Origin of the sequence: Aeromonas genomosp. paramedia, from assembly GCF_023093515.1 — a bacterium.
GTDB lineage: Bacteria > Pseudomonadota > Gammaproteobacteria > Enterobacterales > Aeromonadaceae > Aeromonas.
Window position 1 is genome coordinate 1 of record NZ_JAAROG010000008.1, and the last position, 24,677, is coordinate 24,677.

20 protein-coding genes, 4 tRNA genes, 1 other RNA gene and 1 pseudogene are annotated in these 24,677 nt (G+C 57.3%); 14 read left to right on the forward strand and 12 right to left on the reverse strand.

What is annotated here, in order from left to right; translation table 11 throughout:
* Positions 1-275, reverse strand: a 275-nt coding sequence (locus HB860_RS05305) for a transposase (RefSeq protein ID WP_247625963.1), incomplete at its 3' end; no start/stop codon positions are given.
* Between the two features lie 455 nt (positions 276-730).
* On the opposite strand from HB860_RS05305, the gene HB860_RS05310 reads away from it, so the two are divergent.
* Positions 731-2,887 carry a putative bifunctional diguanylate cyclase/phosphodiesterase gene (locus HB860_RS05310; protein ID WP_247625964.1) on the forward strand — a complete coding sequence of 719 codons (2,157 nt, stop codon included), beginning with the start codon at positions 731-733 and terminating at the stop codon, positions 2,885-2,887.
* 94 nt (positions 2,888-2,981) lie between these two features.
* Here HB860_RS05310 and HB860_RS05315 read toward each other — a convergent pair.
* Together HB860_RS05315 and HB860_RS22350 are read right to left on the reverse strand one after the other, a co-directional pair.
* A pseudogene (locus HB860_RS05315) lies at positions 2,982-3,074 on the reverse strand (IS5/IS1182 family transposase); the annotation flags it as partial.
* Positions 3,075-3,260: 186 nt separating this feature from the next.
* A complete protein-coding gene (locus tag HB860_RS22350; RefSeq protein ID WP_125600556.1) occupies positions 3,261-3,422 on the reverse strand; it encodes a phage integrase N-terminal SAM-like domain-containing protein in 162 nt (53 codons plus the stop codon).
* Between the two features lie 373 nt (positions 3,423-3,795).
* Between HB860_RS22350 and HB860_RS05320 the strand changes: the two genes are divergently transcribed.
* The 9 genes from HB860_RS05320 to HB860_RS05360 all read left to right on the forward strand — a co-directional run bounded on the left by HB860_RS05320 (position 3,796) and on the right by HB860_RS05360 (position 9,661).
* A complete protein-coding gene (locus HB860_RS05320) occupies positions 3,796-4,308 on the forward strand; it encodes a hypothetical protein (protein WP_125600384.1) in 513 nt (170 codons plus the stop codon).
* A 93-nt stretch (positions 4,309-4,401) separates the two neighbouring features.
* Positions 4,402-5,607: an SIR2 family protein gene (locus HB860_RS05325; protein ID WP_247625965.1), complete on the forward strand. Its 1,206-nt coding sequence runs from the start codon at positions 4,402-4,404 to the stop codon at positions 5,605-5,607.
* 91 nt (positions 5,608-5,698) lie between these two features.
* Complete coding sequence (locus HB860_RS05330) at positions 5,699-5,977, forward strand: hypothetical protein (protein ID WP_247625966.1); 279 nt, start codon at positions 5,699-5,701, stop codon at positions 5,975-5,977.
* Positions 5,978-6,092: 115 nt separating this feature from the next.
* Entirely contained in the window at positions 6,093-6,749 is a 657-nt protein-coding gene (locus tag HB860_RS05335) for a hypothetical protein (protein ID WP_042022720.1), read from the forward strand.
* Positions 6,750-6,831: 82 nt separating this feature from the next.
* Positions 6,832-7,515, forward strand: a complete 684-nt coding sequence (locus HB860_RS05340) for a hypothetical protein (RefSeq protein ID WP_247625967.1) — start codon at positions 6,832-6,834, stop codon at positions 7,513-7,515.
* 77 nt (positions 7,516-7,592) lie between these two features.
* On the forward strand, positions 7,593-8,453 hold the full coding sequence (locus tag HB860_RS05345; RefSeq protein ID WP_125600390.1) for a restriction endonuclease: 861 nt from the start codon (positions 7,593-7,595) through the stop codon (positions 8,451-8,453).
* Positions 8,454-8,534: 81 nt separating this feature from the next.
* On the forward strand, positions 8,535-9,074 hold the full coding sequence (locus tag HB860_RS05350; RefSeq protein WP_202864963.1) for a hypothetical protein: 540 nt from the start codon (positions 8,535-8,537) through the stop codon (positions 9,072-9,074).
* Between the two features lie 337 nt (positions 9,075-9,411).
* Positions 9,412-9,477: transfer RNA gene (locus HB860_RS05355), tRNA-OTHER, on the forward strand.
* 55 nt (positions 9,478-9,532) lie between these two features.
* Positions 9,533-9,661, forward strand: a non-coding RNA gene (locus HB860_RS05360) — RtT sRNA.
* Between the two features lie 223 nt (positions 9,662-9,884).
* On the opposite strand, the gene katG is transcribed toward HB860_RS05360, so the two are convergent.
* From katG to HB860_RS05380, 4 genes are all read right to left on the reverse strand, one after another.
* Positions 9,885-12,059 carry a catalase/peroxidase HPI gene (gene katG, locus HB860_RS05365; RefSeq protein ID WP_247625968.1) on the reverse strand — a complete coding sequence of 725 codons (2,175 nt, stop codon included), beginning with the start codon at positions 12,057-12,059 and terminating at the stop codon, positions 9,885-9,887.
* A 663-nt stretch (positions 12,060-12,722) separates the two neighbouring features.
* Positions 12,723-12,798, reverse strand: a tRNA-His gene (locus HB860_RS05370).
* Between the two features lie 49 nt (positions 12,799-12,847).
* Positions 12,848-12,924 (reverse strand) — tRNA-Arg (locus HB860_RS05375).
* Positions 12,925-12,961: 37 nt separating this feature from the next.
* Positions 12,962-13,038 (reverse strand) — tRNA-Pro (locus tag HB860_RS05380).
* A 203-nt stretch (positions 13,039-13,241) separates the two neighbouring features.
* On the opposite strand from HB860_RS05380, the gene folD reads away from it, so the two are divergent.
* Complete coding sequence (folD, locus tag HB860_RS05385) at positions 13,242-14,099, forward strand: bifunctional methylenetetrahydrofolate dehydrogenase/methenyltetrahydrofolate cyclohydrolase FolD (protein ID WP_247625969.1); 858 nt, start codon at positions 13,242-13,244, stop codon at positions 14,097-14,099.
* A gap of 101 nt (positions 14,100-14,200) precedes the next feature.
* On the opposite strand, the gene HB860_RS05390 is transcribed toward folD, so the two are convergent.
* From HB860_RS05390 to HB860_RS05400, 3 genes are all read right to left on the reverse strand, one after another.
* Positions 14,201-15,364, reverse strand: coding sequence for a trans-sulfuration enzyme family protein (locus HB860_RS05390; RefSeq protein WP_205641877.1), 1,164 nt, complete (start codon positions 15,362-15,364; stop codon positions 14,201-14,203).
* A gap of 125 nt (positions 15,365-15,489) precedes the next feature.
* A complete protein-coding gene (locus HB860_RS05395) occupies positions 15,490-16,518 on the reverse strand; it encodes an isopenicillin N synthase family dioxygenase (protein WP_247625970.1) in 1,029 nt (342 codons plus the stop codon).
* A 399-nt stretch (positions 16,519-16,917) separates the two neighbouring features.
* On the reverse strand, positions 16,918-17,556 hold the full coding sequence (locus HB860_RS05400) for an NAD(P)-dependent oxidoreductase (RefSeq protein ID WP_247625971.1): 639 nt from the start codon (positions 17,554-17,556) through the stop codon (positions 16,918-16,920).
* A gap of 101 nt (positions 17,557-17,657) precedes the next feature.
* Between HB860_RS05400 and HB860_RS05405 the strand changes: the two genes are divergently transcribed.
* Positions 17,658-18,560, forward strand: a complete 903-nt coding sequence (locus HB860_RS05405) for a LysR family transcriptional regulator (RefSeq protein ID WP_247625972.1) — start codon at positions 17,658-17,660, stop codon at positions 18,558-18,560.
* A gap of 62 nt (positions 18,561-18,622) precedes the next feature.
* On the opposite strand, the gene HB860_RS05410 is transcribed toward HB860_RS05405, so the two are convergent.
* Complete coding sequence (locus tag HB860_RS05410) at positions 18,623-19,363, reverse strand: SDR family oxidoreductase (RefSeq protein WP_247625973.1); 741 nt, start codon at positions 19,361-19,363, stop codon at positions 18,623-18,625.
* A gap of 154 nt (positions 19,364-19,517) precedes the next feature.
* Here HB860_RS05410 and HB860_RS05415 point away from each other — a divergent pair, with 154 nt between their 5' ends.
* The gene (locus HB860_RS05415) at positions 19,518-20,498 is read left to right on the forward strand and encodes a helix-turn-helix domain-containing protein (protein WP_432612670.1); all 981 of its coding nucleotides are present in this window, start codon (positions 19,518-19,520) and stop codon (positions 20,496-20,498) included.
* A 54-nt stretch (positions 20,499-20,552) separates the two neighbouring features.
* Here HB860_RS05415 and HB860_RS05420 read toward each other — a convergent pair whose 3' ends face one another.
* Entirely contained in the window at positions 20,553-22,073 is a 1,521-nt protein-coding gene (locus tag HB860_RS05420; RefSeq protein WP_247625975.1) for a sensor domain-containing diguanylate cyclase, read from the reverse strand.
* Positions 22,074-22,503: 430 nt separating this feature from the next.
* Between HB860_RS05420 and HB860_RS05425 the strand changes: the two genes are divergently transcribed.
* On the forward strand, positions 22,504-24,648 hold the full coding sequence (locus tag HB860_RS05425; protein WP_247625976.1) for a TonB-dependent siderophore receptor: 2,145 nt from the start codon (positions 22,504-22,506) through the stop codon (positions 24,646-24,648).
* The last annotated feature ends 29 nt before the right edge of the window (positions 24,649-24,677 follow it).

The window sequence follows — 24,677 nt, forward strand, 5'->3', positions numbered from 1 at the left end:
TCCGGTGCGCACAGCGGCACATTCATCAACTCGAACAAGGAGTCGAGTAGCCCCTGAGTTGCGCGAAGCGTGAGGTTAAAAATCCCCTTGAGCATCAGGAAGGTTGAGATGGTCTGGTCGGTGTAGAGCTGGCTGCGGCACCGTCGTCCGTGATGGTCGTGGTGGAACCAGTTGTTCATGACCTCGGCATCAACCCAGAAGGTGAGCGAGCCACGCTTAATCAAAGATTTGTTGTATTGAGGCCAGTTAGTGATGGAGTGAAGCGACGCGCCCATGATGCAGAATTGAAGGGAATGGTAGTGATCAGATCACTGCGTCCTCAGTTAGTTCCATTCACGCTGCATCGATTTGGGAACAACGCCCTTCGCGTATCATTTTTGAACATTAAATGACGCCTGATGACACCAATGCCTTCCTTCATGTGGAAAGAGGTCGCCAAGCTGGCAGTGGGCTAGCGAGTGTCACTGAGCGGGAACTTCACATTCATCTTTACCCCTGCTTTTCACGCGGGAAAATTTGGAACCCGCCTTCGGACAAGGGGCGGAGGAAATTGCCATCAAGGGGTAAATTCAGTGTTTTTACTCTGATCCTGGGCTCATTTTGGTGCGTATCTCTGTACAGTTTGTGACACCTCTTGTGTACAATCCTCAGCCCGATTTTTCTCTCCAGCCAGGCCATGGCTCAGGCCGTTATCCATCCCAGAGTGAATCAAGTGACCGCGACCCACCCCATGCTCGACAGTTATTACAGCAACGACCTAGTGTTCTTCTCCATCCTGCTGGCGGTGCTCGCCTCCTACACGGCGCTGAACATGACGAGCCGGGTGAGCCAAAGCCAGGGATGGGGCGCCGCCCTCTGGCTCACGGGGGGGGCCTTTGCCATGGGGTTCGGTATCTGGTCCATGCACTTCATCGGCATGCTCGCCTTCAACCTGCCCATCGCGCTCGGCTACGATCTCCCCCTCACCGGTCTCTCCCTGGTCGCGGCCATCGGCTCGTCGGCCTTCGCCCTCTGGCTGGTGAGCCGCCCCCAGCTCCCCTGGCACCAGATCCTGTTCGGGGCCGTGCTGATGGGTGCCGGGATCGCCACCATGCACTACATTGGCATGGCGGCCATGAAGATAATGCCCGGCATTCACTACCAGAGGGGGCTCTTCGTCCTCTCCATCCTCATCGCCGTGCTCGCCTCGGGGGCCGCCCTCTGGATTGCGTTCAGGCTGCGCAACAGCAGCCCGCGCGCCTTCTTCCGCAAGGCTTGCGCCTCCCTCGTCATGGGCTGCGCCATCATTGGCATGCACTACACCGGCATGGCGGCGGCCCAGTTTCCGAAGAGGAGTCTGTGCGGTGCCCTCTACACCGGGCTCGATACCCAGTGGCTGGCGACCGTGGTCATCATCGTGACCCTGGCGGTATTCGCCATCGCCCTGGTGCTCTCCATGCTGGATGCCCACGCAGCGCGCCTTTCGACCTCCCTCCAGCAGGCCCACAACGAGCTGCTGAAACTGGCGTTGCACGACAGCCTGACCCGGCTGCCCAACCGGTTGCTGTTCGCCGACAGCCTGGAGCAGCGCATTCAGGAGTGTCAGCACAGCAAGCGCAGCTTCTCCCTGCTGTTTCTCGATCTCGACGGCTTCAAGATCATCAACGATGCCCACGGCCACCACACCGGGGATCTGCTGCTGGTCCAAGTGGCGGAGCGGATCACTGCTCTGCTTGGCCCCAATGATACCGCCTCGCGCTTCGGGGGGGATGAGTTCGTACTGGCCCTGGCGCCGGGGGACATCGGCCAGACCACAGCCTTCGCCGAGCGTCTGCTGGCCACGCTGGCACAGCCCTATCAGTGTGAACACCACAGCCTGCACATCACCGCCAGCATCGGCATTGCGGTCTATCCCCAGGACGGCACCAGCCTGCACGAGCTGACCCTCAACGCCGACGCCGCCATGTACTACGCCAAGGAGCGGGGGCGCAACCACTACAACTACTTTGACAGCCCCATGAACGCCAACGCCCACCAGCAGTTCCTGCTGCAACAGGAGCTGCAACACGCCCTGGAGCGGGGGGAGCTCGCCCTGCACTACCAGCCCAAATACGCTGCCCGTAGCGGCGAGGTGGTCGGTGCCGAGGCCCTGCTGCGCTGGCAACACCCGCAGCAGGGGGCCATCTCGCCGGCCCGCTTCCTGCCCCTGGCGGAGAAGAGCCGACTCATCATCCCCATCGGCAACTGGGTCATCGATGAGGCGTGCCGCCAGATGAGTCGCTGGCGTGACGCGGGACACCCGGACTGGAGCGTGGCCGTCAATCTCTCCACCATACAGCTGGCCAGCCCCGGCCTGCTGGAAGAGGTGGAATCCGCCCTCGCCCGCCATCGGCTGGAGGCCCGTCACCTGACTCTGGAAATCACCGAAACCACCGCCATGGAGAACGCCGAGGAGAGCCTGGCCATCCTCAACCGCCTGGCCGAGCTCGGGCTTGGCATCTCCATCGACGACTTCGGCACCGGCTACTCCAGCCTGCTCTACCTCAAGCGCTTTCCCGCCAACGAGCTCAAGATAGACAGGGGCTTCGTCACCACGCTGGCGCCACAGGGGGGCGATGCCACCATCATCGATGCCATCATCGCCCTGGGCCAAGCCCTAGAGATGCGCATCGTGGCCGAAGGGGTAGAAACCGAGGAACAGCGCGCCCTGCTGACCCTGCTCGGTTGCGACACCCTACAGGGGTATCTGCTCGGGCGCCCCATGACGGGCGACCAGCTGCTGGCGCACTGCTGCGCCGAGGTGGCAATCCCAGACAGCATGTCCGCCTTAACCTGCCCCCTATCTGCGCCCATCACGCATTCACCGATTGCGCCTTGCCTTGGCTCTGGGTACGCTGCGACAACATGACTCAAATGCTGCCACCCGTCCCGTCAAACGGTGCAGCCTGCACGTTCTCCCTATCGCAACAAGGCAGTTCACACCAGGAGCAACAGATGGCCAGATCGGCATCAACCCAGAAGGTGAGTGAACCACGATTAATCAAAGACTTGTTGTATTTAAGCCAGTTGGTGATGGAGTGAAGCGACGTGCCCATGATACAGACTTGAAAAGGATGGTGGTGATCAGATCACCAAGTCCTCAGTTAGTTCCATTCAAGCTGCATCGATTTGGGAAACAACTCCATGATGAACCCTTTTTCATGGCTCCAGATGACAAACATGATCTCATATCAGGGACTTGTTCGCACCTTCCCTAGAGAAGGCTGCTGGGAGGCTTGCTGCTATGTTGGCATGCCATCGATAGCGAGGGCGTAATAAGCCAGATTTATAAAGAAAAACGAGAGCATTGCATTGACTGCCTGAGCCTGGGTTTTTGCTGCGACATGTCGATCACAGACCAGGAACGTAAGGAATTGCTGTACCTCAGCGTCTCCGAGGCTCAGTGGGTGACGCTACTGCTGGCTGTGGATGAAGAATGCAATCCAATATAGATGGGGGTTGATGGTGGCCATGGCATAACGCTCAGTGAGCATCAGCTCATACAGATACTGACAAGAAAAGGTGAACCAAGCTTACGCATCATAATCCCCCTTAGATTAACAGTATTTATATACTAGTGGAGCCCTAGGGTAGTTATAGAGGAAACGTTCCCCTTTATCCTACAGACAATGTGGAAAACCTTGATATAACACATTGAAATAATTGATAATAAGATGGATAAACTACAAGAAAATAGTTATGATATGTAGAATAACCACATGTTTCTATACGGAAACATTTCATATGATAAATTGTTATGCATCAGTGAACTAAATTATGCAAAATTTCGATTCGAATAGAGTTGGGCGTGATGTATATGCTGTTCTCGGCTGGATTATTGCGTCGATGAGCTTGATCAGTTTTGTTCAACGGGTGTTTAGTATAGGGATAGGGGCAATAGCTACCAGTTTCATTGACTACTATCGTCGATTAGCGCATACGGTATTTTCCTTTCCAGCGGAACTGTTCGGTGTTGCTATTCCAGATACTCTAGTTGACTTTTGGGCTTTGTCGTTTGTCTGCGCCGGTGCATATGCAAAATCAAAAAATGTTGAATTTGCACGTTTTTTTAAATTTCTTAAGCTAGAAAAGCAGTCTATAAAGCTGAGAGTCTTTGTTTTTTTTATATTTGGATTTACCGGGGTTAGTTTGTTTATTCCATTGTCAGTGCTTTCTATAAGCACCTATGTTGAAGGGGATATAACGCGAGATGCCTTAAAAAATCTTATGATCATTTCGTTAATTGTCATTTTGTTCTATATCCTTAATGCGTTCTCTCCATCAGCGTAAAAATGCATAACAAGTCATTCAAGTGGACCCGCTGACGCGGGCAGCTTCACTCCAGCGTTATGCCAAATCTCGAATCACAAAAAAGGACGATTCATGACTTTTAAGAAAAGTCTCACCGATCATTTTAAGAAATTTTCAGCCTCTCCATTCCTTTTCGTTGGTTCGGGTATGTCCAGGCGATACCTTGGTGCAGAAAACTGGGAAGAACTGTTGAAGCGATTTTGTGGATTGATTGGTGGAAATTACACAAAAATCAGATCTCAAGCAGATGGTGATCTAATGAAGATCGCCAGCATACTAGCTCAATCTTATAGTGATAAATGGTGGGATAGTGATATTAAAGGGGATAAAGAAGAACGCTACACTGAGCACTTGCTGAAGAAGGACTCACCACTAAAGATTGAAATATCTGACTATTTAAAAGATATTCATAAAAATACACTGGAAGAATATCAAGCAGAAATTGAGCTTTTAGCATCAAGTAAAATTGATGGTATCATTACTACGAACTGGGATCTATTCCTAGAATCAATTTTTAGCGAGTTCTCCGTTTTTGTGGGACAAGACGGGCTATTTTCTAGTAGAAATCATGGAATTGCTGAAATATACAAAATTCACGGATGTGCAAGTGAGCCAAATAGTCTTATATTAACATCTCAAGACTATGAACTTTTTCGTAAAAAGAACCCTTACTTATCATCAAAATTACTAACGATATTTATCGAGCATCCAATAATATTTTTAGGGTACTCATTAACTGACCCCCATATATTGGAAATCCTAGAGGAAATTGTCGAGTGTTTCCCAGAAAGCAAGATGGACGCATTAAAAGAAAATATTATTTTCGTTGAGTGGTCTGCGGATGCCGACGAGCCGGTATTAACTGAGTCAATTATACTAAAAACACTTCCAGTTAAACTCATTAAAGCAAGCTCGTACATGGAAATATTTGAAGTTCTTTCAGAAGTAAAACGACGAATCCCTGCACACATATTTCGACAGATTAAGGATGAGCTATACGAACTCGTGGTGACTAACGACCCTAAAGGTAAACTTTATGTGAAAGATGTTGACGATTTAGATGGGGCTGAGGGGCAACCAGAATTCGTGGTCGGTTATGGAGCTATTAGCAAGATCAAGAAATCAGAGGAAATCGCTAAGCAAGGGATTATTGGTGTAACTCGAGAAGACATCGTCAGGGATGTTATTTTTGATAGCGGAGGTTATGACGATACGTCTATTCTTATTAACGCCTTTCCGAATCTAATAAAAGGTCAGGTAAACATATCCAATATATAAGTATTTAAACGGTGCAGGGCTAATAACCGAGAGTGGTGAAATAACCATTGACGGACTATGTGATTCAGTAATAACCCGAATAGAACATGGTGTGGAAAAACTGAGACCTAGTGGGTATGAGGAACAGCGTTCAAAAAACATTCCTCAGGTACAAGAGGGGATAGAAGAGTTATATAACGCCGTAGACTTCAACTTATTTTTGAGGATGGCAGTTTTTGTCCCTCCAGAAAAGGTTGATTTAAACGATCTTGAAAATATACTTAAAAAACATGCATATGATGATTTCTCCACAGGAGAAAAAAGTCAGTTCATAAAAATAGTATGTGCCTACGATCTTATTAAGTACTCACGTAGATACAGCCAGAGATAACAGGTTAATCAACTGGACGCATAACGGCTGTCATCGTTTTGCGAAATAAAAAGACGCAAAAACAACGCCAACCTATGCGCCAGTTATTAAAGAGTCATTTCTCATGAGGTCATCAATGGATTTGCTGAGCGGAAATTTTGAAGAAAGGCTAAGAGCTGCAATATCATTTGCATGGGACGTATTTTCACGGAAAGTTGGCGCAGGACTCATTGGCGTCAACAAGGAAGCTTCCATGCAACTGCACTACGCCAATATACTCAGCCAAACACTGCCACTAGTAACAGTGGAGGCTGACGAGAGCAGTCATGTCGAATTGGAAACTGGCGTGACTGTTGAGGGGAAATCAAGAGAAATTGACCTCTTGGTGGTTGGACTAAAAGGCCAAACAACTCACCGAATAGCCATTGAGGTTAAGTGCTACCGAACCAAAGCTGCGTCCGGAGGCAATCGCGGGGCCACTGACATTTTCATGAAAGATGTCTACGACGACCTGCACATCCTCGAACGGTACTGTGAAGAGAAAAAGGCAGACAGGGGGATTGCTCTTGTCATGAACGATCGAGAAGGCTTCGTTAATCCCAAGAAGAAAGAAAGTAAGTGCTGGGACTATGATATTTCCAACGGAAATATGGCTGGTCCTGTGGTGCTAACTACACAGGTTGGCAGCACCAAGATACCTATCAAGATCTCCTTGAATCGCCAATATATTTTTTCTTGGATACAGCATGGAGGCTTCTGGTTCGTAGAGTTAGAAGGTGTTGTGCTGGAATAACCAATCATTCCAGTGGACGCATCAAAAAGCGGCGTTTTTTTCGTCCGCCTAATTGAAACGTTAATCTTCTACGGTAAGAATTATGAATACCATATCTAATAACACTCATCGTTTTATAAAAGCAGCATATCAAGCCATTCGCACACTCAACCACAATATACTACTTGATAGGGATTTATATTACTTTCAACATGAGTTATTTGACAATGATGATTATATTAATCTAATCCTTAAACTAGAATCACACGCGGAAAGATTAGTAAGCAATCAAGAACTGAGCCTTGAATTTAATGACAACGTTGATATTGGTGACATCTATCCAACTTTTTATGAAACCATTAGCGCAACGCCTATTTATTCAGATGTAATTTTGCTTGAAAAACAGTCTATTTTAGTCCCACCTAAAAAGATCATGAATCTTCAATATTTACTAAAAATACCTAACACTAAAAATGGAGTTGATATTGAAAACCACAATTTTGGATATCACTTCCATTACGGGAAAGTAAAACCCAATAAAAACACAATTAATAGAACAAACCTTTTGTTTACATTCAACCCAATTAACAAGCCTGACAACATGCCTCTATACTACGAATATCATGCAAGTGGTAAAAATATAGATATATGTGTAGAGACGATAGGTGAAAATAAACGCCACCCAATTTATCTAACTTGCAAAGAAAAGGGTCAGGAAATAGGTTTTGAAAATTTCAAAATACCTGCTGCTAAATCAGATGTATTCTACAATCCCAACAATCAGTAATCGAAGTTTAACAAAAATTGGTGTGGAATTGCTTCGCAACCCCACAAGTAAAGTTTATATTCACAGAGATATCACGAATGTCTGATGGAAAAGATTACGAACAATTCGTTAAAAGCCTTCAGCAAGCACTTTTGGACTCAGAGAAATTCTCCGAACAAAAGAACATCGAAATCGAGATAAATAAGAAAATACTCGATAACTTCGGGATTGAGCGCGAATTTGATCTGTACTGGGAGTACGAACTAGCTGGCGTAACATACAAAACAGTAATTGAATGCAAAGATTACGCTTCACGCGTTTCAATTGAAAAAATTGATGCTCTTATTGGGAAAATACGCGACATACCAGACTTAAAGCCAGTATTCGCCACCAAGACAGGCTACCAAAGTGGCGCAGAGGCAAAGGCAAAGGCCAACCGAATGGACCTTCTAATTGTCCGCAAGCAACGTGATGATGACTGGGAAGACAAGGACGGAAACCCACTGATTAGAGAAGTTAACATTGAAATGCAGATTCTACCCTGCCCAAGAATAACCAATTTTCGGCCTCGAATAGACGGGGGCTGGGCAAATGAAAATACAAATATAAACACAAGCTCCCAATTGATTTTGTCAGGCATGAATAATGAAATCTTCATTGAAGACGTTGTAAAAAAAGAAACTTACTCACTATATGACTTAGCGTCTAGATTGGTTTCGGAAGCGAATGGAGAGTACGGCGACTTAACCCACTCAGAGACTTTTAAAGAAGCGTATCTCATTAATAATGGACTAAGACTTAAAATGCTTTCTTATGAGGTTGATTTTTTCATTCAAAAACCAATCATCAACCCCGTAAATATTGATTTTTCAAAAGAGCTGGTCGGCGTAATTGAGTATCTACACAAGGGCTCCTCAACGGCAATCTTTAAGGACCGAATCATTAAAGATTGGAAATAGAATATAACAACTGGTTGAAATCGTTCGCTGCGCTCACTGGGACGGGCTAAAGCCCCCCCTTATTCAAACGTTAGATGCTTTTTGGTAATTAAGGAGTTCAGTATCAATTATCAAGAGTTAGCCTCCACTATCATGAGTGGAGAATATGTATGCGATGTTTCGAGTAAAATGTGGGTGTCAGCAATAAAATATGCAGTTGAAAATATTGAGCAATTTTCTTTTGACATCGATAGTATGCATATGCTTTGGATTGTAAATGGTGGGCATATTCGCCGAAATGTTAGCGATGATAAATTGATACTCAATTGGTTAAAGCTCATATTGCCAAAATATGATGGTAGTGACCTTCAGCTTTATCGTGGCGAATGTCTATTTCTTTATGACCAAGGCTTAATCGGCTTTTGCTGGACCCCGAAAAAACAGGTAGCAGAAATGTTTGCTCGTGGTCTAAATTCTGCTGAATCTGGTGGTGTTTTATTGAGTGCTTATGTTTCATCTGAGGCAATTTTAAGCGCTCCCAACAGCCATAGCGCAGACTGGCTTGGAGAGTCAGAGTATACTTGTGATCCTACTCAAATAGGAACTATCGAAGTGTTGCACAAGTATCCAAAATTGGATTAATCGGAACGCACCTAACATGGCGTTCCAGAGCGATTCATGCCGCGTGGCATTTTTAGTATGCGGTGTTTTTTGGTGGTGAAAGTGCTCTGCGGAAACTTGGTTTATGCGGCATTCACCCCTTCACCTTCACGCGGCGTTACCGCAAAGTAGGAGTTCGCGAGGACTTGAATCGATTCGTCATTCAGAGGAAACGACAACAATATTCCGATAGTCAGAAAGCATGTGTATGTTCTTGACATTTAATAATTTTTCTTTATAAAAGATGTAAAGAACTCATGGCAATAGTTTGAGTCAATCACACTGTTTTTATCGTCGTCGATAACGGCGTAAGTCATTGAATGTAAAGGTTATATTTGTGCTGTGATATACAAAAGTGAGGGTTCGAATCCCTCCCTCACCGCCAAATTATAAAAAACCGACCTCAGGGTCGGTTTTTTGCATCTGGGCTACCGTGTTCCCTGATGTGCATAGAGGGAGGGTGAGAAGCCTCGCCGGGTTCGAGCAGAGCGGCTTGCTGCGATGAACGGCCAGAGGCCGCCCCTAAGGGGTGAGCCACGCAGTGGCGAATCATCCCTCCCTCACCGCCGGATAAAGTAAAAGGGCCTGTCTTGCGACAGGCCCTTTTACTTTATCCGGTGATGGCGCTCGGTTTGAACCCTGGTTCGACAAGGGGCAGGGCAGTCCGGGTCAATCCAGACCCGCCGCCAATATAAAAACCCGACCTTATGGTCGGGTTTTTGTCTTGTGGTGCCCGGTCATCTCTCATGCATGTCCCTTGATACAGGCCCGGTGGCATGCAGAGAGTGCGGGTCAGGCGAGATCGAAGCGATCCAGGTTCATCACCTTGGTCCAGGCCGCCACGAAGTCCTTCACGAACTTCTCCTTCCCGTCCGCACTGGCATAGACCTCGGCCAGGGCCCGCAACTGGGAGTTCGAGCCGAACACCAGATCGACGCGGGTGCCGGTCCACTTCACCTTGCCTGTCTTGCGATCACTCCCCTCGTAGATGCCCTTGGCTCCTGCTGCCGGTTTCCACTCCGTGCCCATGTCGAGCAGGTTGACGAAGAAGTCGTTGGAGAGGGTGCCGGGGGCAGAGGTAAAGACCCCGTGGCAGTTGCCGGCGTTGGTGCCGAGCACCCGCATGCCGCCCACCAGTACCGTCATTTCGGGGGCACTCAGGGTGAGCAACTGCGCCTTGTCGATCAGCATGGTCTCCGCGAAGGCGGCGCACTCGCCCCCGTAGTTGCGGAACCCGTCGGCGAGAGGCTCGAGCACGGCAAAGGAGTCCACATCGGTCTGGGCCTGGGAGGCATCCATGCGACCCGGCGTGAAGGGCACAGTCACTGTGACCCCCGCCAGCTTGGCCGCCTGTTCGACACCGACGCCGCCGGCCAGCACGATGAGATCGGCGAAGGATACCCGTTTGCCGCCGGTGGCCGAGGCGTTGAAGGCCTGCTGGATGCCTTCGAGGGTCTTGAGCACCTTGGCCAGCTGTGCCGGTTGGTTGACTGCCCAATCCTTTTGCGGAGCCAGGCGGATGCGGGCACCGTTGGCACCGCCGCGCTTGTCAGAGCCGCGGAAGGTGGCTGCCGAGGCCCAGGCGGTGGATGCCAGCTCGGCGACGGTCAGGGAGGTCGCCAGGATCTTCTCCTTGAGGGCGGCCACGTCCTTGTCATCGATCAGGGGGTGATTGACGGCGGGGATGGGGTCCTGCCAGATCAGCTCTTCCTTGGGCACTTCCGGCCCCAGATAGCGTGCGATGGGGCCCATGTCCCTGTGGGTCAGCTTGTACCAGGCGCGGGCAAAGGCATCGGCGAAGGCCTGGGGATCCTCATAGAAGTGGCGGGAGATCTTGCCAAACTCGGGGTCAAAGCGCAGGGTCAGGTCGGTGGTCAGCATGGTCGGCTTGTGGAACTTGCCCGGGATATGCGCATCGGGAATGATCTCCGGCGCATCCTTGGCCACCCACTGCTTGGCGCCTGCCGGCGACTTGGTCAGCTCCCACTCGAAGTTGAACAGGTTCTCGAAGAAGTTGTTGCTCCACAGGGCCGGGGTCTTGGTCCAGGTCACCTCGAGGCCGCTCGAGACGGTATCCTTGCCGTGGCCGCTGCCGTAGTCGCTCATCCAGCCTAGGCCCTGGGCTTCCAGGGGGGCGGCTTCCGGCTCGGGCCCCTTGTGGGATTCGGGGGCGGCGCCGTGGGCCTTGCCGAAGGTGTGGCCACCGGCAATGAGGGCGACTGTCTCTTCGTCATTCATGGCCATGCGGCCGAAGGTGGAGCGGATGTCCTTGGCCGCCTCCATGTAGTCACCGCTGGCATTGGGGCCTTCGGGGTTGACGTAGATGAGGCCCATGTGGGTGGCGCCAAAGGGGGCCGCGAGCTCGCGGTCGCCCTTGACCCGGTCGGGGTCGACCCCGAGCCAGGCGATCTCGTCACCCCAGTTGACATCCTGATCCGGCTCCCACACATCCGGGCGGCCGCCGCCAAATCCGAAGGTTCTAAAGCCCATGGTCTCCAGCGCGACGTTGCCGGCGAGGATCAGCAGATCGGCCCAGGAGATCTTGTTGCCGTACTTCTGCTTGATGGGCCAGAGCAGGCGGCGGGACTTGTCGATGTTGACATTGTCGGGCCAGCTGTTGAGGGGAGCGAAGCGTTGCTGGCCGCGGCCACCGCCGCCACGGCCATCTGTGATGCGATAGGTGCCTGCGGCGTGCCAGGTCATGCGGATGAACTGGGGACCATAGTGGCCGAAGTCCGCCGGCCACCACTCCTGGGAGTCGGTCATCAGCTTGACCAGGTCTTTCTTGAGTGCCTTGTAGTCGAGGCTGTTGAATGCCTCGGCATAGTTGAAATCGTTGTCCATGGGATCGGAGCTGGGGGAATGCTGGTGCAGCAGATCCAGCCGCAACTGATTCGGCCACCAATCACGGTTGGTTCTGCCGACGCCGGCGGTGTGGTTGAAGGGGCATTTGCTTTCTTCACTCATCTCAGTCTCTCCTTGGAGGGCATCTACATTGCTGACACTTAGTATGGGAAGATTTCCACTGCGCTGTGTGGGGTCATGGCAGGGGATCTGTCTGTTGTTGTGCGGCTAGCTTTCAATTACTCCTTTTTTTTCAATATATTGCGTTATTGTGCAGTGAATGGATTACGAAAAGATGAATCACGACCATCTAGTTTAACAATCTATTTACGTTCTGCCCGTCTTCCCCTCGCATCAGGCGCGGCGGCAACCTGTGGTGCGCTGCCTGGGCGCAAGTGGTTGCTCGCCCTTATGAGGGAAGCAGACAAGGCATTTGCCGGTTTTTATCCATATCACGGTCATCGGCATGGAAGCTTGCGCTGCGTCATGGGAAGCAGGGATACATCGGGGCCGTGATGGCTCCGATCATGGCTGTGATCCGGCCTGGCGAGGGGCAGTACCAGGCGGTGACATTGACCGACCAGCAAAGGGACAAGCGTGAGAGAGCAAGGGGGAGGGGAGCAAAGAGCATAAAGAGGGAGCGGAGCGCTCGGGACTGGCGGCGAGGCTGGGGCGCAGGCACAAAAAAACCGGCGCAGGGCCGGTTTAGATGAGGGCATCAGATGCCCGGTTCATGGCAAGTCGTGCTTGCCTCTGTCGGCTTGATTCAGCGCGAACAGCTAATAATGGGGTGGCTGATGGGGCTCGAACCCACGACAACCGGAATCACAATCCGGGACTCTACCAACTGAGCTACAGCCACCACTGAAATCTGCCTTCGATGTCGCTCTTCGAGGGAAGAATCACATCAATGGCGCGCCCTGCAGGATTCGAACCTGCGACCCACGGCTTAGAAGGCCGTTGCTCTATCCGACTGAGCTAAGGGCGCGTTGTATCAAGAAATCCGAAGGACTTCCCGATGAACCTGGTCGGTGATAAAGGATTCGAACCTTTGACCCTCTGGTCCCAAACCAGATGCGCTACCGGGCTGCGCTAATCACCGAAATCTCATCGTCCAGCATACCGGGGGCGGTACGACTGGGCAACGGGCGGGCATCATACCCAAGCGTCAAAGTCAGCGTCAACGACTTTTTCCGCCAGTAAATTCAAATGCCTACTTATTGCCCGCCAGGCGAGAGCCGCTAACACCCGCGCCAAAAAAATGCGACAATGCGCGGCAGTTGAACACATGGTGAGTGAAGAACGATGTCTGCCAAAATCATTGATGGAAAACAGGTTGCGCAAACGATTCGCAATCAGGTCGCCGAACAAGTCCAACAGCGGTTGGCTCTGGGCAAGCGGGCACCGGGTCTGGCGGTGATCCTGGTGGGGCTGGATCCGGCGTCCCAGGTCTATGTGGGCAGCAAGCGTCGTGCCTGTGAAGAGGTGGGGTTTGTCTCCCGCTCCTATGATCTCAGCGCCAATGCGACCCAGGAAGAGTTGCTGGCCCTGATCGACCGGCTCAATGAGGATGCGGAGGTGGACGGCATCCTGGTGCAGTTGCCCCTGCCGGCTCATTGCGACACCACCCAGGTGCTGGAGCGCATTCGTCCCGACAAGGACGTGGATGGTTTCCACCCCTACAACGTGGGCCGTCTGGCCCAGCGCATCCCGGCGCTGCGTCCCTGCACCCCCAAGGGGATCATGACCCTGATCGAGGCGACCGGCGTCAAGACCCACGGTCTGCATGCGGTAGTGGTCGGTGCCTCCAACATCGTCGGTCGCCCGATGACGCTGGAGCTGCTGCTGGCGGGTTGCACCACCACCACCTGTCACCGCTTCACCCAGGATCTGGAGGCCCAGGTGCGCCGTGCCGATCTGCTGGTGGTGGCGGTGGGCAAGCCGAACTTCATTCCGGGGGAGTGGGTCAAGCCGGGGGCTCTGGTGATCGACGTGGGGATCAACCGCCTGGCCGACGGCTCCCTGGTGGGGGATGTGGAGTTTGAAACGGCGCGCAATCACGCCGCCTTCATCACCCCTGTGCCCGGTGGCGTGGGGCCCATGACGGTGGCCAGCCTGATGGAGAACACCCTGAGCGCCTGCCAGGATTATCACGACTCCTGAGTTAGGCCCCTTCCCGCACCCGGGAATGGATGAGAGAAAGGGAAGGCCTGGCCTTCCCTTTTTTATTGCCCGTGGCGCCGGTCGTGCATGGCGGCTTAGGGTCAGATCAGGGCCAGCGCCGCCGCCAGATCGGCGATGAGATCGTCGGCGTCTTCCACCCCGATGCTGAAGCGGATGAGATCGTCGTTGACCCCGGCGGCGAGACGGCTCGCCTCGTCCATGGCGGCGTGGGTGGTGCTGGCCGGGTGGCAGGCCAGGCTCTCGAGATCCCCCAGGCTCACCGCCTGCACGAACAGTTGCAGGTTGTCGAGCAGGGTGGCGCAGCGGGCAAAGCCACCTTCAAGTTCAATACTTACCATGCCGCCAAAGCCGCTGGCGAAGGCGCCGAGGGCGTCGTGGCCCGGGTGGCTGGCAAGGCCCGGGTAGATCACCTTCTTCACCGCCGGGTGGGCGGCGAGGAAGTCGGCCACCTTCTGGGCATTGTGCAGGTGGGCATCCATGCGCAGGGGCAGGGTCTTGACCCCGCGCTGCAACAGGTAGGCCTCCTGCGGCCCTATGGGGGAGCCGATGTGCTTGAGGGCCACGGTGCGGATCGACTTCATCAGCGCGTGGGAGCCTGCCACCACCCCGGCGATGATGTCGCCGTGACCGCCCAGGTACTTGGTGCCGCTGTGCATTACCACGTCGATGCCGAGCTCCAGCGGACGCAGCAGGTAGGGGGTGAGGAAGGTGTTGTCACACACGCTGATGGCGCCCACCTTGCGGGCGGCTTCCACCACCACCCGGGGATCCACCACCTTGAGGGTGGGGTTGGTCAGGGTCTCGAACAGGATCACCCTGGTGGCGGGGCTGATGTTGGCCAGCAGATCCTGATCGCTGTCGTAACCCGTGATGGTGATGCCGGCCCGGCTGAAGGTCTGTTTCAAGAACGCCTCGGTGCCGCCGTAGAGGGGGCCGACGTAGGCCACTTCATCCCCGCTGCTGGCCAGGGCATAGAGGATGGCGCTCACCGCCGCCATGCCGCTCGCCACCACCAGCGCCTCGTCGGCGCCCTCGAGGGCCGCCAGTTTCAGCTCCAGCTCGGCGGTGGTGGGGTTGCCGAAGCGGCTGTAGATAAAGCCCGGGGCCTGGCCTGCGAAGCGCTCCTTGCCCGCCTGGGCATTGACGTAGCTGAAGGTGCTGCTCTGGTAGAGCGGGGTGGTGAGGGCGCCGGTCTGGGGATCGATCCGCTGGCCGCTGTGCACGCTCATGGTCTTGAATTTCATCGTCTTGCTCCGTGGTCGCCAGGCTATGGCGTTGTTGTTCTGGTGTGAAAATCGGTGGACGGGGCCACACTGGCGCCCCTCTCCTGTGGTCGGGATGGCGGTCTGTCGCCCCCCTCTTGATGGCATCAGGCCGGTATCGGCTCCTGCGCTCCCCTGTGTTGCAGAGCATAGTGGCGCGCCGCCACATCCGGGTGGGAGCGCAGCCTCCCCTTGAGCACGTTCTCCCCCACCTGATAGAAGAGGGGGTTGGTCGGGTCGCTCTCTGGCCCTTGCGCCTGCGCCGCCAGTTCGGGGGAGAGGGTGAGCAGCGGCACTGTGGCATCAAGTCTCGCCGCCATGAAGAAGGCGCAGGAGAGGCGTGATACCCCGGGCGGCGGGCTCTGCACCCGGTGCAGGGTGGCCTTGAGGTAGCCGTTGGAGGCCAGCTCCAGCAGCTCGCCGATATTGACCACCAGGGCGCCGGGCAGGGGCGGCGCCGAGATCCAGCCGTCGGTCGTCTCCACCTCGAGGCCGGAGTGCTCGTCCTGCATCACCAGGGTCAGGTAGCCGGGATCCTTGTGGGCGCCGACCCCCTGGCCGCTGCCCCCCGTCTCCCGTCCCGGGTAGTGAATGAGCTTCATGTGCTGATAGGGGGCACCCTGGATGCTCTCATCGAACACCCCGGCCGGTTGCTCCAGCACCTCGGCAAAGGCGGCGAGCAGGGTGAGGGTGATGTCGCTCAGCCGCGCCTGCCACGCCAGCAGTTGTGTCTTCATCCCGCGCAGGGCAGCGGGCCACTGGTTGGGGCCTGTGAGCCGCTGCCAGGGTTCACGGATCTGCACCGAAGGGAGGGCCTGCTCCTCGTTCATGATATCGAACTGCTCTCGCCGGTCCGGCCGCGCCCGGGTGAGCTCGGCCCCCACCAGGTTGTAGCCACGAAAGTGGGGGGAGTGCACCATCTGCACCGCCAGCTTCTCCTGCAGGGGCAGGGCGAAGAAGCGGGCCGCCAGCGCCAGGGTTTCCCGTTGCTGCGCTTCGCTCAGACCATGGCCTGTCAGATAGAAGAAGCCGATGTCGCGGGCCGCCCGGCCAAGCTTGGCCAGCATCTGGCGGCGCTCCTCGGGGGCACCAGTGATCGCGGCAAAGTCGATGATGGGCAGTGATGAATGTTCCATGTGCATCTCCTCAGGTGTCGGATGTCGGGTGCAGTCCCGAGGATCCGCGACAAAGACGGCGGTGTGGCGAGGGGCAGGACTTGGGTCCGTGGCTCACGATGGCACCGTTTGGGTTTAAGGGGATGCTACTGTTCGGAGTTATAAGGTGGAAGCAACAAAATATTCTTAGTTATATACAAAAGTCGAAATAGGATTCGATCCCTTTGGGGGAATTTGTCGATTGCACGGAGAAAATGCGACCCAGCCGATCGCCTTGCCCATGAATCTGCCTGGGGCCAGGGAAGGTGCTGTGCCCATGGGAGGCGAATGAACAAAGGGGAGGCATCAGCCCCCCCCTTGGGTAGTGTGGCGCAGAGGTTAGAGGGTGAGCGCCCGCCCAGCGCGCCTAGATCACTCTCTTCAGTAACCCAGGGTGAAGCGCTGGCGCAGGTGGGCCGGTTGTTCCGCTTCGTTGATCACGGCATCCGCCAGATCCCCGACTGTGATCCCGGCAGGCTTGTCGCCGTCAAAGAGCACCTGATCCCCCCCGAGACGATAGCCGCCGCGCTTCTCGCCGGGTTCGAGGAACACCGGCGGGGAGACGAAGCGCCAGTCGAGGGTGGTTTCGCGGCGAAGGGCCGTGAGACCGTCGCGGGCCGCCAGGGCGCCTTGCTTCCACTCGGCCGGGAAGTCCGGGGTATCCACCAGCTGCACGCCGGGGGCTATCTCAAGGCTGCCGGCACCGCCGACCACCAGCAGCCAGCCGTGGGCGGCGTTGGCTGCCTCGACGATGGCCTTGGCCCCCTTGAGGTACTGGTCGTAGATGTCCGGGGCACTCCAGCCCGGGTTGTAGGCGCTGATCACCCTATCGTGCCCCTTGAGCACCTCGGCCAGCGCCTGCGGGTCCTGGGCATCCACCGCCACGGCGGTGACCTGCGGGTGGGGGGTCAGCTTGCTCACGTCACGGACGATGGCGGTGACGCTGTGGCCACGGCTGACGGCCTCATTGAGGATGGCTGAACCGACAAAACCGCTGGCACCGATCAGGGCAATTTTCATGGATATCTCTCCTTCACTGTGGAAATGAGGCTATCCTACGCCCCCGGATGTGATTTAATAATCCTCTGTAAATTGCATTCACTTGTAAGCTGGATTTAATAATGAATCAGCTCAGACGCTACGCCATCTTCGCCGCCGTGGTGGAGGCGGGCACCATGACGGGGGCCGCCAAGGCCCTCGGCATGACCCCCTCCGCCGTCAGCCAGCACATCGGCCAGCTGGAGAGCCTGCTCGGCCTGCCTCTGCTCCATCGCTCCACCCGTCGCCTCAGCCTGACGGAGGCGGGGGAGGTGGTGTGGCAGGGGTGCCAGTCCCTGCAACAGACCCTCAACCAGACCGAGCTGCGCCTCTCGGAAGTGCGCGACAGCCTGCTCGGGGAGGTGCGGATCACCGCCCCCGTGGGGATGGCGGGCCAGCCGCTGGCGCTGGCCTTGTCGCCCCTGTTGCAGGCCCATCCGGGCCTGTGCATCCAGATCATCGCCGACGACGAGAAGCGGGATCTCATTGCCGAGCGCATCGACGTGGCGCTGCGGGTCGGCTCCCTGCCGGACTCCACCCTGGTGGCCCGCAAGCTGGGCCAGACCCGGATGCTGCTGTGCGCCGCCCCCGCCTACCTGGCGCGCAAGGGGACGCCGCGCACCCCGGCCGATCTGGCCGCGCACGACTGGCTCTGCGGCGACATGCTGGGGAGCGGCTTGCTGCTCCTTGACGAGCGGGGGGGCGAGCACAGGGTGAGGTGCAAACCCAGGGTGCAATGCAACAACGTGCTGCCCCTGCGCCAGTTTGCCCTGGCGGGGCAGGGGATCTCCCTGCAACCCGAGGGGGAAGTTGCTGAGGATCTCGCTCAGGGCCGCCTGCTCGCCTTGCTGCCAGGCTTTCGGGTGCCGCCCATGGAGATCCACGCCATCACCCCCCAGCGGGAGATCCCGGAGAAGGTGCGCCGGGTGATCACTGCCCTGCGCAGCCATTTCGCCGAACCCGGGGGGGCGGCGCGCCCCTTGTAGCGCCGACCAACAGCAGAGGGCAGCCCGTTGGCTGCCCTCTGTCTATTGCCATTATCCCGGCGCTACTTCATATAGAGGCCGCCGTTGATGGCCAGGGTCTCCCCCGTGATATAGGCCCCTGCTTCGCTGGCGAGGAAGGCCACGGCGGCGGCTATCTCCTCCGGTTTGGCGAGGCGGCGCATGGGAATGTCGGCCTTGATGCTGTCGAGGATGTCGGTGCGGATCGCCGCCACCATGGGGGTGGCGGTGTAGCCGGGGGCGATGGCGTTGACCGTGACCCCGAAGCGGGCCCCCTCCGCCGCAAGCGCCTTGGTGAAGCCCAGCATGCCCGCCTTGGCCGCCGAGTAGTTGACCTGACCGAACTGCCCCTTCTGGCCGTTGACCGAGGAGATGTTGATGATGCGGGCATCGCGTTGCTCGCACATGGCATCGAACAGCGGCTGGGTCACGTTGTAGAGGCTGCACAGGTTGGTGTGGATCACCTCGAACCACTGATCCGGCGCCATCCGCTTGAAGGCCCCATCCCGGGTGATGCCGGCGTTGTTGACCAGCACGTCCACCCGGCCCTCCTCCTGCAGCAGGCGGCCCAGGGTCTCGCGGCACATGGCGGTGTCGGCCACATCCAGCGCCAGCAGCCGCACCCGATCCGGCAGATACCCCTGCTCCTGGTACCACTCCCGTGCAGCGGCGGCATTGACGCTGGAGTGGGTGGCGATGATGCGATACCCCTGGGCCAGCAAGGCGGTGGTGATGGCGGACCCTATGCCGCCACGGGCTCCGGTGATCAAGGCAATCTTCTTCATCTTGGCTCTCCCTGCATGTCACGAGTTGAATGGTGCCCCTGGGGCAATTGACAACCTTGTCTGCAAACAATGTGGCAGGGAAAGGCGTCATTTTTGTGACAGGGGAACGTCTGGGGGCAAGGTGCTTGCGAGCGGGAGCCGGGCCGCACAAGGCTTGCCCCCGGCACGGCGGCCATGTTTAATGTGGCCACTTGGGCGAATGCGCCCCTTCGCCGGCACAGAGCCCGACCACAGCATGACAAGCTTCCCCGCTTTCCCAGACCCGGCGCCACAGACGCGCCCCCATTTCACCCGCATCGAGCGGGTGCTCGACTACATTCACACCCACCTGGATCAGCCCCTGTCGCTGGAGCAACTGGCCGAGCAGAGCTGCTGGTCGCGCTGGCAGTTGCAGCGGGTCTTCCTGCACGAGACCGGCCAGACGGTGGCCCACTATGTGCGCGAGCTGAAGTTGAGCCTGGCGGCGGAGGCGCTGCTCTCGAGCCGCCAGCGGGTGCTGGATCTGGCACTGAACCACGGTTTTGGCTCGGAAGTCAGCTTCAGCCGGGCCTTCAAGCAGCACTTTGGCTGCTCCCCCCTGGCCTATCGCAAGCGGGGCCTGCGGCTGGGGCTGCGCACCCCCCTGGTGCGGGCCCCCATGCCCCTGGCCAGCCCTCCCAGGCTGGTGCAGGTGCGGGTGGAGAGCCGGCCGGGGTTCACCCTGCACGGCGTCAGGGGGGAGATCCGGGGCCTCTTTGCGAAGGCGCCGGACTTTCAGCAGACGGTGCCCGCCATCTGGGGTGCCTGGCGCGAGGCGGGAGGGCGCCTGTCGTCCAGCGAGCTGCTGGGGGTGGTGGACGTCTCGGGGGCGGGGGAGCGGCTGCCTTACTGGGCCGGGGTGGCGGCAGAGGAGGGGAGTGAGCCCGGCCCCGGGCTGGCGCGCCTTCGGGTTCCCTCCCAGGAGTATGCGGTGCTGGGCCACCTGGGCCCCATCAACCAGCTGGGGCAGAGCCTCAACTGGTTCATCCTGCACTGGCTGCCCTCCTCCGGCTATCGCGGGCTGGATGGCTTCGAGCTGGAGCGCTATGCCCCGGGCTTTGACGGCCAGCAGCCCGATGCCTCCATGGAGTACTGGCTGCCCATAGCGCCCCGCTAGGCTCGGCAACGGGGCCCTTCATACCGCCCGTATGACGCCAGATAACCAGCCCCGTCAGTCTGCCGGGTGAACCCGGTTCTTGCCCGCCTCCTTGGCCTGATAGAGTGCCCGATCGACCCTTGCTATCAGGTGCGCGGCCGATTCATGGCGCCACTGACCCAGCCCCGCCGAGAAGGTCACCACCAGCCCGGCCTCTCGCCATTGACGCTGCAGGACCCGTTGGCGCCAGCGCTCCAGCAGGGCCAGTGCCTGGGCTTCGTCCTCCCCGGGGATCAGGATGGCCAGCTCCTCCCCGCCGTAGCGGTAGAGCCTGGCCAGGCCGTCGGCCACCGTCACCCCTTCCTGCGCCACGGCCTGGAGGACGCGGTCGCCCACCAGGTGTCCCAGCTGATCGTTGATGGCCTTGAAGTTGTCCAGATCTATCATGCCGAGGGAGAAGGGGCGGCCGTCGGCCAGATGGCTGGCCAGATCCTGATCGAAGCTGCGGCGATTGAAGAGGCCGGTCAGGGCATCTGTGTTGGAGGCGGCGACAGCCTCCTGCATCTGGTGATGGGCGCTCTGGATCTCCTGGCGCAGCAGCTCTCCGGGCTTGCTCATGTCGATGCGGCCGACGCGCATCAGGGCGATGATCTCGACGATCATCTTGTTGATGGCATGGCGCAGGGAGCCCCAGCAGAGCAGGCAGATCAGCAGGCAACCCGCCACGGCGATCTGCAACTGATAGGATTCGCTGTGGCTGGCCTCCTTGAATTCGGCGTCGCTGACGGTGTAGATGGCGAACCAGTCCGGGTTGGAGAAGGCGAAGTAGTAGACATGGGTCTGGTGCTCGGCGTCATAGAGGTGGTCGGCCCCGTTGGTCATCTGCGCGATGAGCTGCGGCGCCAGCTGGCGGCGAAACAGGTTGCCCACATTGGAGTGCAGCAGGGTGTCGCCGCTGCGGGCGATGAGATAGAACTCCCCCTTGAGGGGGCTCTTGAGCAGGCGCAGGGGATGGCTCATCTGCTCGAGATCGAGCTCCATGGCCAGGGTGCCGAGGGGAAAGCCCTCCTTGTCGACGATGGGCCGGGAGACGGAGACGGTCCGCTGCTGGTCGATTCTGCTGGCGTAGTGGTCCGTGTAGCTGACGAAGAGGGTGCGGGAGGCGGCGGACTTGAACCAGGGCCGCTCCCTGGCATCAAAGCCCGCCTCGACCGGCAGGTGGGGGACAGAGTTGAAGCACCCCTGCTGATCGGCGACCAGGATGCTTTTCACATAGGGGGTGAGGGACAACGTTTGCATCAGGGTCATGCGAAGGGGGGCGTGCCCGTCGCCGAGGAAGGCCTGCAGGGCGGGCTTGTCGATGAAGCTGCCGGTCTCGTTGAGGACGTGCTCCAGCGGCTTGAATTGCAACGCGATGAACTGGGTCGCCATGTTGTGCACGAACATGGCGGCCACCTTGTGATACTTCACTTCGGCCGCACGCTGGATGCTGCAACTGACCCCCACCAGGGCGGTGAGCAGGGTCAGCACTATCACCGCGAAGGAGACGTGGAGCTGGGTGTGGCAGTGCAGATCTTTATTGATGGTGTCATTCATTGGGGTGATCGTATGCCTTGTATCGTCTCAAACAGGACTGATAAAAGGGGCCGCATACTATCGCCATCCCTGTCAGCAGGGCTTGACCCGGATCAAGGGTGTGGATGAAAAAGGAGCAACTGCGCTAAAGCGAAGGCCGGATGCGGGCGCTGATCAGGCCCGGTTCGGCCGGCAGGACAGGGGGCCTTGAGGCCACCCCGGCGAAAGCGCGTCTCGACCAGCGCCAGGCCGCAGCCCCTCCATTTGGCTTCCCCTGCACTCTGTTTCACTCGTCACGCAGTCAGATGGCGCTCTTCTTCCCCCTTCTTCCCCCTTTCTTTGTCACTGACCCGCCAACATGCCCCAAATTGTTAATTCCGCGGCAAATTAGAACAATAAAATGCAAATGATATTTGTTACTATTCACATGCAGTAGGCAGTCGAGGATCAGATGCAACTTGTTCACCCCCCATTGACCGTGGTCGCCGCGACCATCTCCACCCTGTTGGCAGGCTCTGTGCTGGCCGCCGCACCCGGCAGCCAGGACGCGGCGCTGGCCGACGAGACCCTGACCGTGCTGGGTCAGACCTATCGCAACACGGCGACCAAGACCCGGCTTGACCCCATAGAGACGCCCCAGGCGATCTCGGTCGTGGAGAGCGAGACTCTGGAACAGCGCGGCGTCAGCTCGGTGAGCGAGGCGCTGCGTTACGTGCCCGGGGTCAATACCGAGCTGCGGGGCGGGGCGGTCAACCGGCTGGATCTGTTCAACATCCGCGGCTTTGACAACTACCAGAACTTCTATGACGGCCTGCTGTTGCAATACAACGAGTGGAACCTGCAACCCCAGATAGATCCTGTGGCCATCGAGCAGCTGGAGGTGTTCAAGGGGCCGACCTCGGTGCTCTATGGCAGCATGCCCCCCGGCGGCATGGTCAACCTCATTGCCAAGCGCCCCCAGCGGGAAGCCAAGCATAACGTCAGCGTGGCGACGGGGACGGGCACCCTCAAGGAGATGACCCTCGACAGCACAGGTGCCATCAACGAGCAGCTCGCCTACCGGGTGGTGGGGCTGGCCCGCCAGAAGGAGGGCCAGGCGGTGACCTCCGAAGAGGAGCGCTACGTCTTCGCGCCCTCCCTGGACTGGCAGTTGAGCGACCGCACCTTGCTGAACCTCAACCTCTACTACCAGAAGGATCCGCAAGCCGGCATCTACACCACTGTCCCCGCCAGCGGCTCGGTCAAGTCCAACCCCCTGGGGCAGCTTGGCAGCGACACCTTCCTCGGCGACGAGAACTGGAACGAGTACAACCGGGATGTGACCCTGCTCGGCTACAAGCTGAGCCACGACTTCAACGCCAACTGGCAGGTGCTGCAGAATGCCCGCTACATGGATGCCTCCGCCTATCAGCGCAACACCTACAACGCGGCGCTGGCGGCGGACAACCGCACCCTGGCCCGCAACGCCTATCTCACCGATGAGGCGTCCCGCGGTTTTGTCATCGACAACCAGCTGGCGGGCAAGGTGCAGACCGGCGGTGCCCAGCACAACCTGTTGCTCGGGGTCGACTATCAATATCTGGACGCGCGCATCCTCTATCAGGACACCCTCGACTACTCGGCGCCCAGCATCGACATCTTCAACCCGGACCACAACCAGATCCGGCCGGATGCCCTGACCTTCTCCTATGAGGATCGCAAGACCATTCGCCAGTCCCAGACCGGCGTCTATCTGCAGGATCAGGTGCGCCTCGACCGGCTGATGGCCATAGGCGGCGCCCGCTACGACAGCTACCGGATGGACACCGACAGCCGCGGCCTCTACCTGGGAGCCGCCAGCCAGTCCCTGGCCCAGATCGATCAGGACAACCTCTCCTTCCGCCTCGGCGCCCTCTATGAGCTGGACTATGGCTTGTCACCCTATGTGAGCTATGCCGAGAGCTTCGAGCCGGTGCCGGGGGCGGACAAGAGCGGCAAGGCGTTCGATCCCGCTACCGGTCACCAGTGGGAGGGGGGTCTCAAGTTCCTCTCCGAGGACATGAGCAAGACGGCCACTATCTCGGCGTTCCACATCACCAAGGAGAACGCCCTGGTGACGGATCCGGACAACGTCTACGGGCCCAAGCTGCAGACCGGCGAAATCGTCTCCAGGGGGATAGAGCTGGAGGGGCGCGCCGATCTCACCAGCCGGCTGGATCTGGCGCTGAGCTATACCCTTCAGGACATGGAGATCACCAAGGACACCACGGATCTGCAGGGCAAGACCCCGGTCTGGGTGCCCAGGCAGATGGCCTCCTTGTGGAGCAACTACCTGCCGGGCGGCAGCCTGGAGGGAATGCGGGTCGGCGCCGGCCTGCGCTACGTGGGGGAGGCCGAGATGGATGCCGCCAACACCGACACAGTGCCGGATTATCTGCTGATGGACATGTCCGCCTCCTATGATCTCGCCGCCCTCAGCGCGAGCATGAAGGGGGTGGGGGTATCGCTTAGCGCCAGCAACCTGCTGAACAAGACCTACTACTCCTGCTACGACCAGAACAACTGCTGGTTCGGGGCTGAGCGCAATGTGGAGGCTCGACTCAAATACGCATTTTGACCTTGCGCCCCGGACCTGCGCCGGGGCAC